Source organism: Rhodobacteraceae bacterium M385, assembly GCA_025141835.1.
In the GTDB taxonomy this organism is placed as follows: domain Bacteria; phylum Pseudomonadota; class Alphaproteobacteria; order Rhodobacterales; family Rhodobacteraceae; genus Gymnodinialimonas.
This window is the reverse complement of record CP081102.1, coordinates 317,081-332,424: the sequence shown is the minus strand read 5'-3', so window position 1 is coordinate 332,424 and position 15,344 is coordinate 317,081. Positions and strand designations below refer to the sequence as shown.

Genomic DNA, 15,344 nt, shown 5'->3' with positions numbered 1-15,344 from the left:
GTTCGGGCGCGGGCCTAGGGGCCCATGTTTTCCTTATGGTGGTCAATCGCCTCATCCAGATCGTTAAAATAGCGCAAGCGGCCCTTTTCCAGCACCAGCGCCGCGTCGCAATATTCGCGCAGTTCGGCAAGGTTGTGGTTTACCATGATGGCGCCTGACCGCTTCATCCGGGCGGCGAAAAGCGCCTTGGACTTGCTTCTGAACGCGGCGTCGCCCGCCGCCGTGACCTCATCCACAAGGTAGGTATCGAACTCGATTCCCATCGACAGGCCGAACGTCAGCCGCGACCGCATCCCCGAAGAATAGGTCCGTACCGGCATGTTGAAATGCGCGCCCAGCTCCGCAAAGCTGCGCACGAAATCGGCCAACTCTTGGGTATCGACACCATAGACCCGCGCGATGAAGCGCGTGTTCTGCGCCCCCGTCAGCTCGGGATGGAAAGAGCCCGCAAACCCCACCGGCCAAGAGATCGTGCCATCGGTCACAACCCGTCCGCGATCGGCGTTCATATTGCCCGCGATGATCTGCATCAGCGTGGATTTCCCCGCCCCGTTGCGCCCCAGTAGCGCCAGCGATCTGCCCGTGGGCAGGGTCAGGTTAAGGTCGTCGATGACAACCCGCCGCTGCCCCGCGACTCGAAAACTTTTGGTAAGGTTCTCAAACCGGATCATCGCAGGCGCTACTGTCTGTCGCGGATCGAGTAATAGACCAGCGCCAAGATCGCCCAGCCCAGCAACAGGAATAACGTGCAAAGGCCCAACACGACCTCTCGGCGCGGGAATTGGGCCAGCTCCGGGAACGTCGGTTGTATGAAGACCGCTAGGTAGCGGCTTTGGCGAGTAGTGTTTGTTCGGGCAAGGTCCAACGCCGTCAAGGCCGCGCGGTAGCTGCCTTCTGCAAATTCACGGTCCACAACCAGCCCTTCATATTCGGCAATAAGGGTCGGGTAATCTTCCCCCCCGACCTGAGCGTCGGCCTCGGTGAAGTTCTGCCGTTCCAGCGCAATGCGTTCGCGGATGACCCCGATGCGCTGTGCCGATTGGCGCAGGCGCGGGTCGTTGGGATTACCCGTATTCTCGCTTAGTAGATCATTCTCAATCAGCGCCTCGGCCAACTGCTGTTGCAGGTTGTTCAGCACCCCCATCCGCCCTTGCAAATCACTTTCCGGGTCCACAATCTGTGTGCGGGTGCGAAACGCGGTCAGGGCTTCGCGTGCCCCCCGAAGGCGTAGCAAGGCAGCCTCCAGATCCTGTTCGGCAAACTGCATCGCGTCGTTGCGGGCGGTGCTGTTGAGCGCATTCACAAGCTCTTGGCTTTCCTCGATAATTGCGCGGGCGATGGTGCGGGCCATCTCTGGTTCAAACGCCAGTACCCGCAGTTCAATAAGCCCCGAGGATTGGCTGTAACTGATCCGCACAATGCGTTGCCAATGGTCCACCAACCCTTCGATCGTCGTGTCAGGCGGCAGGGCAAAAACTGGATCCTCGTCATAAGGGGCCGCGTAATGGCCCACGAGGTCCAGCCGTTCATCCAAACGCTGCACCAGTTCCTGACTGACAATGTATTCGAACAGAATATCCGCATCGGCCTGCCCGCTGCCCCCGCCGCCCGCAAAGGCCGCCAGTCCGCCCAAAACATCGGTTGCAGCGCCGGTTTCATTCTGCCGGACCGTAAACCCGGTGGTCGAGGCGTATTGATCCACCGCCACCCGGTACAGATAGAACGCCGCCGCCCCAAGCGGGGCCAGCACCAGCAAGATGAACGAGACAGCGATCCCCCAGTGCCGCCACCGCATCCGCGCCCGTTGCGCGGGCACCGTATTAATCCGAATGCGCCGCTGCACCGAGGCAGGGGGATTTTGAATTATCGTGGCTTCAGTCAACGGTTTGGCAATCCTTGCGTGGTTAATCTCAGGGACACCGCGCAACCCGCTACCAGATCACGTGACCTTTCCCTTCTGGAATCATCCCTACGCAAAGAGGTTTAATAAAACATGATGGACCCGGCATTTTGACCAGCCTCACAACCATCCACGCCCCCGTAGGCCGTGCCAGATCCCGTGCCACCAGCTTTGCCTCGGCCCGCGCGATCATCGCGCTGATGCTGCGCGAAATGTCCACGCGCTATGGCCGGTCTCCGGGGGGCTATATCTGGGCCGTGGTGGAACCCGTCGGCGCCCTGATCGTGATGTCTTTCGTCTTCTCCATGCTGATCCGTAGCCCCAGCTTGGGCAGTTCGTTTCTGCTGTTTTACACCACCGGATACCTGCCGTTCCTTCTCTATAGCCTCACCCTCTCCACGGTGATGAACGCGCTGGCGTTCTCTCGGCCCTTGCTGATGTATCCTGCCGTCTGCTGGATCGACGCGGTTCTGGCGCGGTTTATCCTCAACACGCTGACAAGTGTCGCCATCGCCAGCCTTGTGCTGTTCGGCGTCCTAAAGTTCACCGACACAACCGCCGTGCTGGAAATTCGCTACATGATCTCGGCCATGGCGCTTGCGGCGCTGTTGGGGCTTGGCCATGGCACCTTGAATTGCGCCCTTTCCGGGCTTTTCCCGGTTTACGCCCAAATCTGGGTGATCGCCTCGCGCCCTCTGTTAATCGGCTCGGGCGTGTTCTTTCTGTATGAGGATTTGCCTACCACCATCCAATCCATCCTTGATTGGACCCCGTGGATTCACTTCACCGCACTGTTTCGGCAAGGGGTCTACCCCACCTATGGACCCGATTTCATCTCGGTCCCACTGATGCTGATCTGGGGGTTGGTGCCGCTGGCCCTTGGCTTGCTGATCCTGCGGCGCAACAGTCAGCGGATATTGATGCGGTAGGTCGCCGGTCACACCCGGTGATAGGGGCTTCCCGCCAGAATGGACGCCGCACGGTACAATTGCTCGGTCAGCATCACCCGCGCCAGCATGTGGGGCCACACCATTTTGCCGAAGGAAATCGCCATCCCGGCATCGGCCCTCAGCGCAGGATCAATCCCATCCGCGCCGCCGATCACCAGCGCCAAATCACCCACGCCTTTATCCCTTTGCGCCCCCAAACGGTCCGCAAAGGTAGGAGAGGTCATAACCTCCCCCCGTTCATCCATCACCCAAAACGCGGTACCGGGCAGGCGGGCGCGAATCAATTCCGCCTCCGCCGCCATGCCGCCGCCTTTGCGGTCCTCGACCTCGATGAGCTGCCCAAGCGACAGCCCAAGGCCGCGGCCCGTCTTGTCGAAACGTCTCAGATAATCGTCGATCAACGCCTTCTCGGGCCCGCCTTTCAGGCGGCCCACGACGCACAGATGAACCTTCAGCCTTCTGAACCCGCCGCAGGTGCCGCCTCGGGCTGCCACATCTTCTCAAGCTGATAGAACTCTCGCACTTCAGGGCGGAAAATGTGGACGACGACATCGGCGGTATCAATCAACACCCAGTCGCCCGTGTCCTTGCCTTCGATCTTGGAATACAGGCCGTATTCCTGCTTCAGCTTGTCCACCAGCTTCTCGGCCATGGCCGAAACTTGGCGGGTGGAGCGACCAGAAGCCACGACCATATAATCGCCAATCGAGGATTTTCCGCGCAGATCAATCTGCACGACATCTTCGGCTTTGTCGTCATCAAGGGATGTCAGAATGCGCTCTAGCAGCTCTTCGCTGGTATAAGCGGTTTGAGTCCGGGCCCGTTTCGAAGTTGTGGGCGCTGCGGATGCAGAGGTCTTGGCCTCCGCTTGGTTAAGTCCGGTCAGGACTCTATCCTCCATTACAATGCACCTGTTGAACCCCGGCGCCGGGCATAAGGGATAATAACACTCCGCGACCGTGTTCTCAACCACGCCTTACGCATGGTTCCTTCCCCTGTTGCAGTAACGATTTGTTAACCATGTCGCGGGAATGCTGGAGCATGCGTTTCTTACTCCACCTCCCCGCCGTGCCCGCCCTGTTCCTTGCGCTCGCTGCCTGCGATAGCCCCTCTCCCGCGATGATGGGCATTCCGCCCACTTACGTCACCGTGGATGGCGCGGAGTTTTCTGTCCGCCGCAACGGCCACCGGGCCGAGGCGATCCGTACGAACCCCATGCCTTTCCCCTCCATCGGGGCCATTGTTCACCGCGCGGGCCAAGCGATGGAACAAGCCACCGGATGCGCCGTTGACACCGACAGCCTGCGCGGCGATCAGAACGTGATGAGGGCGAATTTGATTTGCCCCTGAGGCGGTCCGTAGGGCGGGCCTAGGCCCGCCGCCCGCTCGCAGGGGAAAACCCGATTGATATACCATTGATATACTTGTGCCGGCCTGCGCCCCGAAACATAGGTTTCGCCTATAGGCGCATATCTTGGGGATAACCCGCCAAAACACACGATATACGCCCCTCGTCCGTTGACTCGCCCGGCAGCCCTCCGCGTAGAGTACCCGTCAGAAGAATCGCGACAGACAAAGGGCAGGACAGGTGCGTTTCACGAAGCTCAGATTGAACGGGTTTAAATCCTTCGTCGATCCCACGGACCTCGTGATCGCCGATGGGTTGACCGGTGTTGTCGGGCCGAACGGATGCGGAAAATCCAATCTTCTCGAGGCGTTACGTTGGGTGATGGGCGAAAACCGCCCCACCGCGATGCGCGGCGCAGGCATGGAAGACGTCATCTTCGGCGGCGCCGCCACCCGCAACGCCCGCAACTTTGCCGAAGTATCTTTGCAGATCGATAACAAAGACCGCCTCGCGCCCGCTGGTTTCAACGATGAAGACCAGATCGACATCATCCGCCGCATCACGCGAGATGCCGGAAGTGCTTATAAACTAAACGGAAAAGACGTGCGCGCCCGCGATGTCTCGATGCTGTTTGCCGACGCCTCTACCGGCGCGCACAGCCCAGCTTTGGTCCGCCAAGGCCAGATTTCCGAGCTGATCAACGCCCGCCCCAAAGCCCGTCGCCGCATCTTGGAAGAGGCCGCAGGCATCTCGGGCCTCTATCAACGCCGCCATGAGGCGGAGCTGAAACTGAAGGGCGCCGAGGCAAATCTGTCGCGCACCGATGATGTTCTCGACCAACTCAGCGGACAGCTTAACACCTTGGCAAGACAGGCAAAACAAGCCTCCCGCTACCGCGAGATCGGGTCCGAGCTGCGCCTGACGGAAGGCCTGTTGCTGTTCGTGCGCTGGCGCGACGCAGACGCCGCCCGCCTCCGCGCGGAAGAAGCATTGCGCGCAGGCCTCGCCACTGCCGCACAGGCAGAAACCGCCGCGTTAGAGGCCGTGAAGGCCCGCGAAGCGGCGGAAGAAGCGCTGCCCCCCTTGCGCGAAGAAGACACAATCGCCGCCGCAATTCTTCAACGTTTGCTGGTGGAACGCGATAGTTTGCAGGCCGAAGCAGACCGTGCCGCCGCCGCCGTGGAAACCCTGACCAACCGCATCACCCAGATCGACAAAGACCGCGAGCGGGAAGAGGCATTGAACGCAGATGCCGGCGAAACCGTCGCCCGGTTGCAAGATGAACGGGCCGATTTGCAGCGGGCACAAAAGGGCCAGGATGACCGCCTTGGCGACGCCCGCGACGCAGTCACCGACGCCCGCAGTGTTTTGGCGGGGCAAGAGGCGGAACTCTCTGATCTTACAGAGCAATCTGCCGCCCTTGCCGCACGCTACCAAGCGATCGAACGTCGTATGGGAGAGGCGGAGAAAGCCGTTACCCGCAACATCGCAGACGCCCAGGCAGCGGAAAAAGCCGCCAACGACGCGGCAGATCGGTTACAGACCCTCAAGCGCGAAGCAGAAGAGGCCACAGACGCCCTCACCCGCGCCACAGATCTAGCGGCCCGCGCCGAAGAAACCCTGCTGGAAACGGAATCCGCCCGTGCCGACGCCCAAACCCACGAGACCGAAGCACGCTCTGCCCGGTCCGAGGCCGAGGGCCGCGCAGGCACGTTGGATGCAGAGGTCACGGCGCTGGCGCGCGTGCTGGAACGGGATCGGGGCGATGGCGACCAAGTCCTTGACGAGATTAAGGTTTCCCCGGGATTTGAGGCCGCAATCGGCGCCGCCCTTTCCGATGATCTAAAGGCCGCCCGCGCGACATCGGCGGGCGCAACAGGCTGGACAGACCTGCCCGGATACGACGCATCAGCCGCCTTGCCGACGGGTGCGCAGCCCGCCGCGGAGGTCGCAAAAGCCCCCGCAGTTCTGGGCCGTCGCCTGTCGCAAGTGGGCATCATCGACGCCGCCGACGGCCCCCGCCTGCAACCCGAATTGCAGCCCGGTCAACGCCTTGTCAGCCGCGAGGGCGATCTTTGGCGTTGGGACGGTTTTGCCGTCGCCGCCGCCGATGCCGTGTCCACCGCCGCGCGGCGGTTGGAGCAGGCAAACCGCCTGTCTGAATTGGAGGAGGAACGGCTCCGCGCTCGGGCAAAGGCAGACACCGCCAAGGCCGCCCATGAAGATTTGGCGCAGCGCCTTAACCAACTGACCGAAGCCGATAAATCCGCCCGCACCGCCCGGCGAGACGCGGAAACGCAGCTGAGCCAAGCCAGCCGCGCCGCCGCCCGCGCCGAGGCCGATCAAAGCGTACTGGACGGCAAGTTGGAAACCCTTCGCCTGACCGCCTCGCGCCACGCGGAAGAGGCCGATACCGCCCGCGCCGAATTGACCCGTGCGCAAGATGCCTTGGCCGAATTGGACGATCTGGACGCCGTGCGTGGCCGCTTGGCCGACGTGAAAACCACGGTGGAAGCGGCGCGGATGACCATGCTCGCCAAACGTGCGGCCTTTGATGAGGTCAAGCGTGACGGCGAAGATCGCGTGTCGCGCATCGCCAAAATCGGCACCGAAATTACCAACTGGCAGAACCGCTTAACCAACGCCGCCTCGCGCCTGGCCGAGCTGGAAAAACGCCGCGGTGAGGCCGAAGCCGCCCTGATCGACGCCCGCCAGAAGCCCGGCGAAATTGCTATGCGGCGTGAACAGCTCGCCATTCAGATCTCTGAGTCCGAGGCCCGCAAGGCCGCCTCTGCCGATGCGCTGTCGGTCGGAGAAATGAACCTGCGCGCTGCCAGCGGCACGGAGCGTGATACCGAACGCGCCGCGTCCGAGGCCCGCGAACTCCGCGCCGCTGCTGAAGCCCGCCGCGACGCCGCACAGGAGGCCGTTCAAGCCGCCGCCGATCGCATCACCGAAGAGATGGAGCTGACCCCGGAAACGCTTCTGGAAACCCTTGGCGATTTGCCCGAACCGATGCCCACGGCTGATCACATCGAACAAAACGTCATGCGCCTGCGCCGTCAGCGCGACGCCCTTGGCGCGGTGAACCTGCGGGCGGAGGAAGACAGCCGTGAGGTCCGCGAAGAACACGACACGCTGGCCAATGAGAAGGTCGATCTGGAAGAGGCGATTGCCAAGCTGCGCACCGGGATCAACAGCCTCAACAAAGAGGGGCGAGAGCGTCTGTTGAAGGCGTTCGACGAGGTGAACGAGAATTTCTCGCGTCTGTTCACACACCTGTTCGGGGGCGGCGAGGCGCGCTTGGTTCTGGTGGAATCCGATGATCCGCTGGAAGCCGGGCTGGAAATTCTCTGCCAACCTCCCGGTAAGAAACTGTCCACCCTGTCCCTGCTATCGGGCGGTGAGCAGACCCTGACCGCGCTGGCGCTGATCTTTGGCGTGTTCCTTGCAAACCCTGCCCCCATCTGTGTGCTGGACGAGGTTGACGCGCCATTGGACGACGCCAACGTCACCCGCTTCTGCGACATGCTTGATGAGATGACGCGCATGACCAACACGCGCTTCCTGACCATCACCCACCACGCCGTCACCATGGCCCGCATGGACCGCCTGTTCGGCGTGACCATGGGGGAGCAAGGCGTGAGCCAGTTGGTGAGCGTGGATCTGAAAGCGGCTGAAACGCTGGTCGCTTAAGAGCAGCGCGTCAGGACCATAGGCGCGGCTGTCGGGCTGTCGATCAACAACACGTCCGGCCCCACCAGTTCGACACGCGCAACACCGGACATGCCCGGCGCGACGATCGTCGATTCCAACAAGCCGGGATCCAGGCTCAGCGGATCATCAGTCTGGAAAAGGCGCAGTGCCACGCCATCAAGATCGCTGACGTAGGTAAAATAAGACCCCGAGTTGAAGACAAACTCTGTCTGATCGCCCTGCAACTCCCCTCGACGAGAGGTCTCGAGTGTAAACCCGAACGCCCCGTCGGTGGCGATGACCCGATAGATAAACGAACATGATTGCTCGGCGAGCGCAGCATCATAGGCCGAACCGTTCATCACCTGCCCTGCGTCGATCCAATTGCCCTCAAGATCGGCAATGATGCTTAGCCCGCGAAGACGGGCCGAGACGGGCTCGGCTGCTCCGCTACCATAAGCCTGCGTGAAGGCATTGGAAAAATCAGAGGCGACATCTTGCGCCGCGACAGGAGTGGCCAATGCCACCGCCATCGCCGCTACTGCATACCGGCTCATAGCGCGTTCAACAAAGCGCGGGTGGGCCAAGCGTCGGCGGGCATTCCCAAGCGACGCTGTTCTTCACGCACCGCAGCGCGGGTGCCGGAACCTAGGATACCGTCGATCCGGCCCACATCATGGCCACGGGCCGCCAGCGCTGTTTGCAAGGCGCGCATCTGGTCGCCGTTCAGGCCAGCCTCGGGGTTGCGGGCATCAAACACCGGCGCGCCTTCAAGACGGGTAGCAAAGTAGGCGGCGGTCAGCACGTAGGTGAAACTCTGGTTCCACTCGAACAGAACGTTGAAGTTCTGATAGGCCATAAAGGCTGGCCCGTTGCGCCCTTGTGGCAGGACGATGGAAGCTTGAGCATTGCGCATCGGCAACGCGCCTGAGCGGCCCGAGACGCCATCCGCCTCCCAATCGCTGACGCGGCGGGTGGTGTGGATGCCGGTCTGATACCAATCCAGATCCTGCGGCACGGTGATTTCCACCAACCAAGGCTCGCCCGAGCGCCAGCCGAGGGACGAAAGGATATTCGCACCCGACATCAGCGCATCAGGGGCGGAGGTTTGCAGCGACACATGACCATCGCCATCGCCGTCCATCCCGTGGGCCACGATATCTTCGGGCAACATCTGCACCATGCCGATTTCCCCGGCCCAAGCGCCGACGGTGTTCACCGGGTCGAAATCGCCGTTCTCATACAGCTCCAACGCGCCGAAAACCTCGGGGCGGAACAGCTCTGGCCGACGGCAATCATGGGCGAGTGTCACAAGGCTATCGAGCGTATTGTAATCCCCTTGGAACGCGCCGTAGTCGGTTTCAAACGCCCAGAAGGCCAGAAGGATGCCGCGCGACACGCCAAAGCGGCGCTCGATCTCGTTGAAGGTGGCGGCTTGGCGTTCCGCATTGCGGCGGCCGTTGTCCATACGCCCCTGGCTGATCAGACGGCGGGCGAAATCGGTGAAAGGCACCGTGAAGATGCCCTGTCGTCGGTCCGCATCAAGGGCCCGTTGATAATAGCTGGCATGGCGGAAGAAGCCGTCAATCGCCTCTTGGCTATGGCCACGCGTGGCGGCTTCGGCCCGTAGGCCTTGGACGAATTGGCCGAAATCACCCCCGCATTGTTGCGCGTGTGCGGCGGTGCCGATTGTGAGTGACAAAAGAAGCGGGGCGAGAAAACGCATGGGGGCAACCTTGTAAGCAATTAATTTGGGGGCAGATTAACGTGCCAAGCGCGGCTCGCAAGCATTCAGATAATCGCAAGCAGCAGAGCGCCGATCAGCAACGCCGCCCATACACGCCACAAGACACCCACCGCCGCCGCGATATCGCCGGGCGTCGCATCGCGGGTGCCGCCTTCGTTCAAGGCCGCGTCGGCGGTCATCTCGCCGCCGTAGGCGCGCGGTCCCGATAGGGACAGGCCGAGGGTTGAGGCCATCGCCGCTTCGGGCCAACCGGCATTCACCGACCGATGCTTGCCACCATCGCGATTAGCGCAGCGCAGAGCGGCCATCCCGTGGGTCAGCGCAATCAAAAGCGCCGTCAGGCGCGCGGGAATGTAGTTCAGCACGTCGTCCAGACGGGCGGCGGCCCATCCAAACGCCTCGTGCTCGGGCGTGCGGTGGCCGATCATCGAATCTGCCGTGTTCGTAACTTTATAAAGCAACAGCCCCGGCAACCCGCCCAACAGAAACCAAAATGCGGGCGCAACCACGCCGTCGGACATATTCTCGGCCGCGCTTTCAATCGCGGCGCGGGCCACGGCGGGGGCATCCAAGGGGCCGGTATCGCGCCCCACGATCATCGCCACTTCCCGCTTCCCCTCGTCAAGCGAGCGGCGCAGGCCATCGGCCACAGCCGCCACATGCTGCACCAGCGATTTCTGCGCCAAAAGCGCTGCGGCAATAAGAATTTGCCACAACCACCCAAGGGGAAGTGCCGCGATCAGCCATCCAAGCGCAATTGCCCCTAGGCCCAGACCAACCATCACCAACACGCCGTTACGTCCCTGCGCGCCCCTGTTAAAACGGCGGTCACACCAGCCAATCAAACGCCCGATCAGCACAATCGGGTGGGTCACACGGGACCAGAGCCACCGCGGCTCTCCCACCAGCGCATCCAGCACCATCGCCGTCACAAGCAGAGGGGCCGTCGCGATCACAGGGCGGCCTCTAGCCGGGTCCAATCGGCCTCGGTCCCCGGCAGGCCAAGGCGAATCCAGTGGTCGGAATAGGGAAAGATGCGGGTCCAGATATGGTGTTTCGCCAAACGCGCCTGCATCGCCTCTGCATCGGGGAGCGCATAGGTGCGAAACAGGGTCGTGCCGCCGACAAGCGTTGCCCCCGTGGCACACATCAGGCCATCGAGCCGTTTCGCGTCTTTTGCCAGTCGTTCGCGGGTGGCGTCGGCCCAGGCGTGATCTTGTAAGGCCCGCGCGCCCACTTCCAGCGCCGGGCCAGAGACGGACCACGGCCCCATCAGCTCTTGCAGGTTCGCTTGGCCTGCGGGCGCGAAGGTTTCGGGCAGGGCCATGGCGAAGCCCAGCCGTATCCCCGCAAGGCCCCAGAACTTGCCAAAACTTTTCAGTACAATCACCCGAGGCTCTGCCGCCCGCGCGATGTGGCTTTGGTCCGGCACCGTGTCGCAGAAGCTTTCATCGACGATGGTAAGGCCCCGCCTGCCGATCTTGCTGCCCGGCCAGAGCCGCCCATCGGGATTATTGGGATGCACGTAGACATGAACGGGCACGGCGGGATCATCCCAGACATGCCAGCGGCGCGCGGCAAAGGCGGCGGCGTGTTCGTTATAGGTGGGAGTCGGGATATAGACCTCGTCCCCCGCCCCCAGTTCCGGCATCCGCGCGATAAGGGGAGAGGCCCCGGCGGCCGCGATGATCTGCACCCCATCGGGCACAGACCAGAAGGCACGGGCCGCATCCAGCAGGCGGGACATTGCCCCCGTGTCAGGCAGGCGCCCCCAGACATCCGGCGACAACTCGCCCACCGGATAGGCAATGGGGTTGATCCCCGTGGAAAGGTCCAGCCACGCGCGCGGATCGCCGCCGTATTCAGCGGCGGCGGCATCCAGACCACCGCCGTGGTCTCGTTTCGGGGAAGGCGTGCTCATGACGCCTTTTGAAGCCGAAAACCAGTCCGCCCGCAATGCGCTTTAGAGGCTCGCGCGACCGTGGGGTTCCATCCAGTCGATCACCGGATTGATCGGGATGATCCGGTGCGGGTTAATCGTCTCGTGGCTATAGTGGTAATGGCGCACGATGTGATCGAAGTTCACCTGACCTTCCACGCCGGGCCATTGGTACAGCTCACGCGTGTAAGCCCAGAGGTTCGGGTAATCCACAATCCGCTTGCGATTGCATTTGAAGTGCAGGTGATAGACCAGATCGAAGCGGATCAGCGTGGTGAACAGCCGCCAATCGGCCTCGGTAATCCTGTCGCCCGTCAGGTAGCGGCTTTCGGCCAAGATCCCCTCCAGCCAATCCAGCGCATCGAACAATGTGTACACAGCGTTGTCATACGCCTCTTGCGAGGTGGCGAAACCGGATTTGTAGACGCCGTTGTTCACGTCGGAATAGACGCGGGCGTTGATTTGGTCGATCTGGTCGCGCAGAGCGTCGGGGTAGTAATCATCGGTATTGCCGGTGATGTCATTAAAGGCGCTGTTGAACATGCGAATGATCTCGGCGCTCTCGTTTGACACGATGGTTTCGCGTTCTTTGTCCCACAGAATTGGCACGGTCACACGGGTCGTCACATCAGGTTGCGCCTTGGTGTAGATGTCGCGGGCGAACGGCAGCCCATAAAGCGTGTCGCCCGTCGCGCCGTCGAAATCGGTGGCAAAGGTCCAGCCTTCGCCCAACATATCGGGATGCACGACCGAGATAGAGATATGCGACTCCAGCCCCTTCAACGCCCGAAAGATCAGCGCCCGGTTCGCCCAAGGGCAGGCATGGGAGACATAAAGATGGTAGCGCCCGCTTTCGGCCTTGAAGCCGCCCTCACCGCTTGGCCCCGCGCTGCCATCCGCCGTGATCCAGTTGCGAAACTGCGCCTCGGTCCGCTTGAACGCACCGCCTGATTTTTTGGTGTCGTACCAAGTATCTTGCCACTTTCCGTCTACCAACAGACCCATCTTCCGCTCCTCCATGTGCTGAGTCGGATGTAGGGCCGCAGGGGCGGTGCGTATAGGCGAAGGCACGCACGGGCGCCTAGGCATCGGCGCACAGGTCAAAAATATCTGATTTCTTCTAGAAAATCTCTGCACCGCAGCGTTTACGGCCGCCCCAAGCCAGTAAGGAAATATTAACGCTGCCCCTGCAAAGTCGCCTCAATGTAAGGGAAATGTCCGATATACGTCATTGACCTGACACGAAAGTTCGCCACCTTGCATGGCGTGCGACCCCAATTGGTCAGAGGTTCCTATGTCTGAATACCTACCGAAAGAATTACGTGACCAGCTTGCCGCCGCCCAACGGCAAGGCAAACGCAAACGCGCCACGCGGTCCGTTCATGTAGGGGATGAAGCTTTTGCAATCATCGAAATGTCCGACCGTGGCTTCGCCGTTATGGCGGAAGAAGCGCCTCGTTTGCGCGGGTTGATCGACATCTACGACGGCCCTCAGCATCTCTATCAGGCGTTGATCGTTGCCTCCTCTGAGGATGGCGATCTGATGCGCTATGAGTTCAAGCGCAACACTGCCACAGCAACGACCGCGCCGGTTGATTTCGTCTTGGCAGACTCGCGCCCCGCAGGATTGCTGACGCAAACCTGAGCCACGCGCACAATTTTTGCGCGATACCTCCAGCCACGCGAAAATCTTCCGCAATTAACCTCGGCTACGCCCCATTTTTCGCAGTATGTGCGCCGGAACGCGGCTAATTTGCCGTGACACCTACTTATTCCGCGCAAGGGGCCTCTCCGATGATCGAAACACCGTATCTTCTGTTTCTGGGCGACGCGCCCGACCAACTGGCCGCAAAGGTCGCCCAAGGCATCCGCGACTGGCGCCCCGAGAATGTAATCGGCCAGTTCCGCATGGAGGGCTGCAACGCCGATGTAAAAGCCGCCGATATGGACCTTACCGCCGCCAAAGCATCCGGCGCGAAAACGCTGGTGGTCGGCGTGGCGAACCGGGGCGGCGTGATCTCCAGCTCCTGGAAGCGCGTGTTGATCGAGGCACTGGCCGAGGGCTTCGACATCGCCTCTGGCCTGCACAACCTGCTCAACGACGAACCCGATCTGGTGGCTGTTGCCAAGGAATACGGGCGTACCCTGCACGATGTGCGTATCCCCTCGGTCGATTACCCAATCGCCAATGGCGTCAAACGCACAGGCAAGCGCTGCTTGGCGGTGGGCACCGATTGCTCGGCGGGCAAAATGTATACGTCCCTGGCGATGGACAAGGAAATGAAGGCCCGTGGCCTGAAGTCGAGCTTCCGTGCCACAGGTCAGACTGGCATTCTCGTGACCGGCGACGGCGTCCCGCTGGACGCCGTGATTGCAGACTTCATGGCCGGTGCCGTCGAATGGCTGACACCCGACAATGATGAGGATCACTGGGACATGATCGAAGGTCAGGGCAGCCTGTTCCACGTGTCCTATTCTGGCGTTACCATGGCCCTGATCCACGGCGGCCAACCCGATGCGCTGATCCTCTCGCACGAGCCGACCCGCACCCATATGCGGGGCCTGCCCGGCTATTCCCTGCCGACGCTCGAAGCCCTGCGTGACACCGCCCTGCCGCTTGCCCGCATCGCCAACCCCAAGGCCGAGGTCGTAGGCATCTCCGTCAACACCGCTGCTCTGGGGGAAGACGAGGCGCTGCAATGCCTTGCCGATATCGAAAAACGCATGGGCCTGCCCACCGCCGATCCGTTCCGCCAAGGCGCGGGCCGCCTCTGTGACGCGCTGGAAGCGCTGTGATGCAGATCACCCGTGACAGCTTCCGTTTGGCCGAGGTCTTTACCATCTCTCGCGGATCAAGGACCGAGGCTCAGGTGCTGACCGTTACGGTCGAACAAGATGGCCATATCGGGCGCGGCGAATGCGTTCCCTATGGCCGCTATGGGGAATCCCTCGATAGCGTCACAGCACAGCTCGAGGCATCGCACGGCGATGTCTCGGCCCTGCCTGCCGGGGCCGCCCGCAACGCCCTCGATTGCGCGTTAATAGACTTGGCCGCGAAAACACAAGGTCGCCGGGCCTGGGACCTGTTCGACATCGCGCGCCCCCAACCTGTCACCAGCGCTTTCACCCTCTCCCTCGACACGCCCGAGAACATGCGCGCTGCTGCCGCCAAACACGGCCACCGCCCGCTTCTGAAAATCAAACTCGGCACCCCCGATGATATGGCCCGCCTCGAAGCGGTCCGCGCCGGCGCACCCAAGGCCGCCATCATCGTGGACGCCAATGAAGGCTGGACCGCCGATGTCTACTCCGACCTCGCCCCTCACCTGATCCGACTTGGGGTGCAGATGGTGGAACAACCCCTGCCCGTGGGTGAAGATGACATGCTGGCCGAAATCGCCCGCCCCCTGCCTGTATGCGCAGATGAATCCTGCCATGACCGCGCCTCCCTGCCCGGCCTCAGAGGCAAATACGATATGGTCAACATCAAGCTCGACAAGACCGGTGGCCTGACCGAGGCGCTCGCCCTGCGCGATGCCGCCCGCGCTGAAGGTTACACCGTAATGGTCGGGTGCATGGTTGGCTCCAGCCTCGCCATGGCCCCCGCCATGCTTGTCGCCCAAGGCGCCGAAATCGTGGACCTCGACGGCCCCCTTCTCCTGGCCGAAGATCGCACCCCACCGCTCACCTTCGACGGCTCTACCGTTCATCCCCCGGAACCTGCGCTCTGGGGCTGAGCGCTCCTTCATCTTGGCAAATACACC

15 protein-coding genes are annotated in these 15,344 nt (G+C 62.0%); 6 read left to right on the top strand and 9 right to left on the bottom strand.

Features of this window, described 5'->3' with window-relative positions; genetic code table 11:
- Window positions 1-14: 14 nt before the first annotated feature.
- Together K3728_01585 and K3728_01580 are read right to left on the bottom strand one after the other, a co-directional pair.
- Window positions 15-671 (bottom strand): ABC transporter ATP-binding protein, encoded by a 657-nt coding sequence (locus K3728_01585; protein UWQ95961.1) that lies wholly within the window; start codon window positions 669-671, stop codon window positions 15-17.
- Window positions 672-679: 8 nt separating this feature from the next.
- The gene (locus tag K3728_01580; GenBank protein ID UWQ95960.1) at window positions 680-1,882 is read right to left on the bottom strand and encodes a sugar transporter; all 1,203 of its coding nucleotides are present in this window, start codon (window positions 1,880-1,882) and stop codon (window positions 680-682) included.
- A 218-nt stretch (window positions 1,883-2,100) separates the two neighbouring features.
- Here K3728_01580 and K3728_01575 point away from each other — a divergent pair, with 218 nt between their 5' ends.
- Window positions 2,101-2,829: an ABC transporter permease gene (locus K3728_01575; protein UWQ97408.1), complete on the top strand. Its 729-nt coding sequence runs from the start codon at window positions 2,101-2,103 to the stop codon at window positions 2,827-2,829.
- A gap of 8 nt (window positions 2,830-2,837) precedes the next feature.
- Here K3728_01575 and rlmH read toward each other — a convergent pair whose 3' ends face one another.
- Window positions 2,838-3,305: a 23S rRNA (pseudouridine(1915)-N(3))-methyltransferase RlmH gene (gene rlmH / locus K3728_01570; protein UWQ97407.1), complete on the bottom strand. Its 468-nt coding sequence runs from the start codon at window positions 3,303-3,305 to the stop codon at window positions 2,838-2,840.
- On the bottom strand, window positions 3,302-3,637 hold the full coding sequence (rsfS, locus tag K3728_01565) for a ribosome silencing factor (GenBank protein ID UWQ97406.1): 336 nt from the start codon (window positions 3,635-3,637) through the stop codon (window positions 3,302-3,304). The genes rlmH and rsfS overlap by 4 nt, the downstream gene beginning before the upstream one ends.
- A gap of 254 nt (window positions 3,638-3,891) precedes the next feature.
- On the opposite strand from rsfS, the gene K3728_01560 reads away from it, so the two are divergent.
- Both K3728_01560 and smc read left to right on the top strand, forming a co-directional pair.
- Window positions 3,892-4,200, top strand: coding sequence for a hypothetical protein (locus K3728_01560; protein UWQ95959.1), 309 nt, complete (start codon window positions 3,892-3,894; stop codon window positions 4,198-4,200).
- A gap of 238 nt (window positions 4,201-4,438) precedes the next feature.
- A complete protein-coding gene (gene smc / locus K3728_01555) occupies window positions 4,439-7,894 on the top strand; it encodes a chromosome segregation protein SMC (GenBank protein UWQ95958.1) in 3,456 nt (1,151 codons plus the stop codon).
- Here the strand turns inward: smc and K3728_01550 are convergent.
- From K3728_01550 to K3728_01530, 5 genes are all read right to left on the bottom strand, one after another.
- On the bottom strand, window positions 7,891-8,451 hold the full coding sequence (locus K3728_01550; protein UWQ95957.1) for a hypothetical protein: 561 nt from the start codon (window positions 8,449-8,451) through the stop codon (window positions 7,891-7,893). The two genes, smc and K3728_01550, sit on opposite strands and share 4 nt — an antisense overlap.
- On the bottom strand, window positions 8,448-9,620 hold the full coding sequence (locus K3728_01545; protein UWQ95956.1) for a lytic murein transglycosylase: 1,173 nt from the start codon (window positions 9,618-9,620) through the stop codon (window positions 8,448-8,450). Before K3728_01545 ends, K3728_01550 begins: the two co-directional genes overlap by 4 nt.
- Before the next feature lie 65 nt (window positions 9,621-9,685).
- Window positions 9,686-10,564, bottom strand: a complete 879-nt coding sequence (gene cbiB, locus K3728_01540) for an adenosylcobinamide-phosphate synthase CbiB (GenBank protein UWQ97405.1) — start codon at window positions 10,562-10,564, stop codon at window positions 9,686-9,688.
- Window positions 10,565-10,593: 29 nt separating this feature from the next.
- Window positions 10,594-11,562 (bottom strand): pyridoxal phosphate-dependent class II aminotransferase, encoded by a 969-nt coding sequence (locus K3728_01535; protein ID UWQ95955.1) that lies wholly within the window; start codon window positions 11,560-11,562, stop codon window positions 10,594-10,596.
- A 42-nt stretch (window positions 11,563-11,604) separates the two neighbouring features.
- Window positions 11,605-12,585: a glutathione S-transferase family protein gene (locus K3728_01530; protein UWQ95954.1), complete on the bottom strand. Its 981-nt coding sequence runs from the start codon at window positions 12,583-12,585 to the stop codon at window positions 11,605-11,607.
- 289 nt (window positions 12,586-12,874) lie between these two features.
- On the opposite strand from K3728_01530, the gene K3728_01525 reads away from it, so the two are divergent.
- The 3 genes from K3728_01525 (at window position 12,875) to K3728_01515 (ending at window position 15,317) form a co-directional block, all read left to right on the top strand.
- Window positions 12,875-13,225 (top strand): hypothetical protein, encoded by a 351-nt coding sequence (locus K3728_01525; protein ID UWQ95953.1) that lies wholly within the window; start codon window positions 12,875-12,877, stop codon window positions 13,223-13,225.
- A 149-nt stretch (window positions 13,226-13,374) separates the two neighbouring features.
- Complete coding sequence (locus tag K3728_01520; GenBank protein UWQ95952.1) at window positions 13,375-14,376, top strand: DUF1611 domain-containing protein; 1,002 nt, start codon at window positions 13,375-13,377, stop codon at window positions 14,374-14,376.
- The gene (locus K3728_01515) at window positions 14,373-15,317 is read left to right on the top strand and encodes a dipeptide epimerase (GenBank protein ID UWQ95951.1); all 945 of its coding nucleotides are present in this window, start codon (window positions 14,373-14,375) and stop codon (window positions 15,315-15,317) included. Before K3728_01520 ends, K3728_01515 begins: the two co-directional genes overlap by 4 nt.
- Window positions 15,318-15,344 lie beyond the last annotated feature (27 nt).

What these genes read in the sequence shown, in the direction of transcription:
- cbiB (UWQ97405.1), bottom strand. Translation starts at nt 10,564, where the DNA reads ATGGTGCTGGATGCGCTGGTGGGAGAGCCGCGGTGGCTCTGGTCCCGT.
- K3728_01545 (UWQ95956.1), bottom strand. Translation starts at nt 9,620, where the DNA reads ATGCGTTTTCTCGCCCCGCTTCTTTTGTCACTCACAATCGGCACCGCC.
- K3728_01585 (UWQ95961.1), bottom strand. Translation starts at nt 671, where the DNA reads ATGATCCGGTTTGAGAACCTTACCAAAAGTTTTCGAGTCGCGGGGCAG.
- K3728_01525 (UWQ95953.1), top strand. Translation starts at nt 12,875, where the DNA reads ATGTCTGAATACCTACCGAAAGAATTACGTGACCAGCTTGCCGCCGCC.
- K3728_01550 (UWQ95957.1), bottom strand. Translation starts at nt 8,451, where the DNA reads ATGAGCCGGTATGCAGTAGCGGCGATGGCGGTGGCATTGGCCACTCCT.
- K3728_01520 (UWQ95952.1), top strand. Translation starts at nt 13,375, where the DNA reads ATGATCGAAACACCGTATCTTCTGTTTCTGGGCGACGCGCCCGACCAA.
- K3728_01535 (UWQ95955.1), bottom strand. Translation starts at nt 11,562, where the DNA reads ATGAGCACGCCTTCCCCGAAACGAGACCACGGCGGTGGTCTGGATGCC.
- K3728_01575 (UWQ97408.1), top strand. Translation starts at nt 2,101, where the DNA reads ATGCTGCGCGAAATGTCCACGCGCTATGGCCGGTCTCCGGGGGGCTAT.
- K3728_01530 (UWQ95954.1), bottom strand. Translation starts at nt 12,585, where the DNA reads ATGGGTCTGTTGGTAGACGGAAAGTGGCAAGATACTTGGTACGACACC.
- K3728_01560 (UWQ95959.1), top strand. Translation starts at nt 3,892, where the DNA reads ATGCGTTTCTTACTCCACCTCCCCGCCGTGCCCGCCCTGTTCCTTGCG.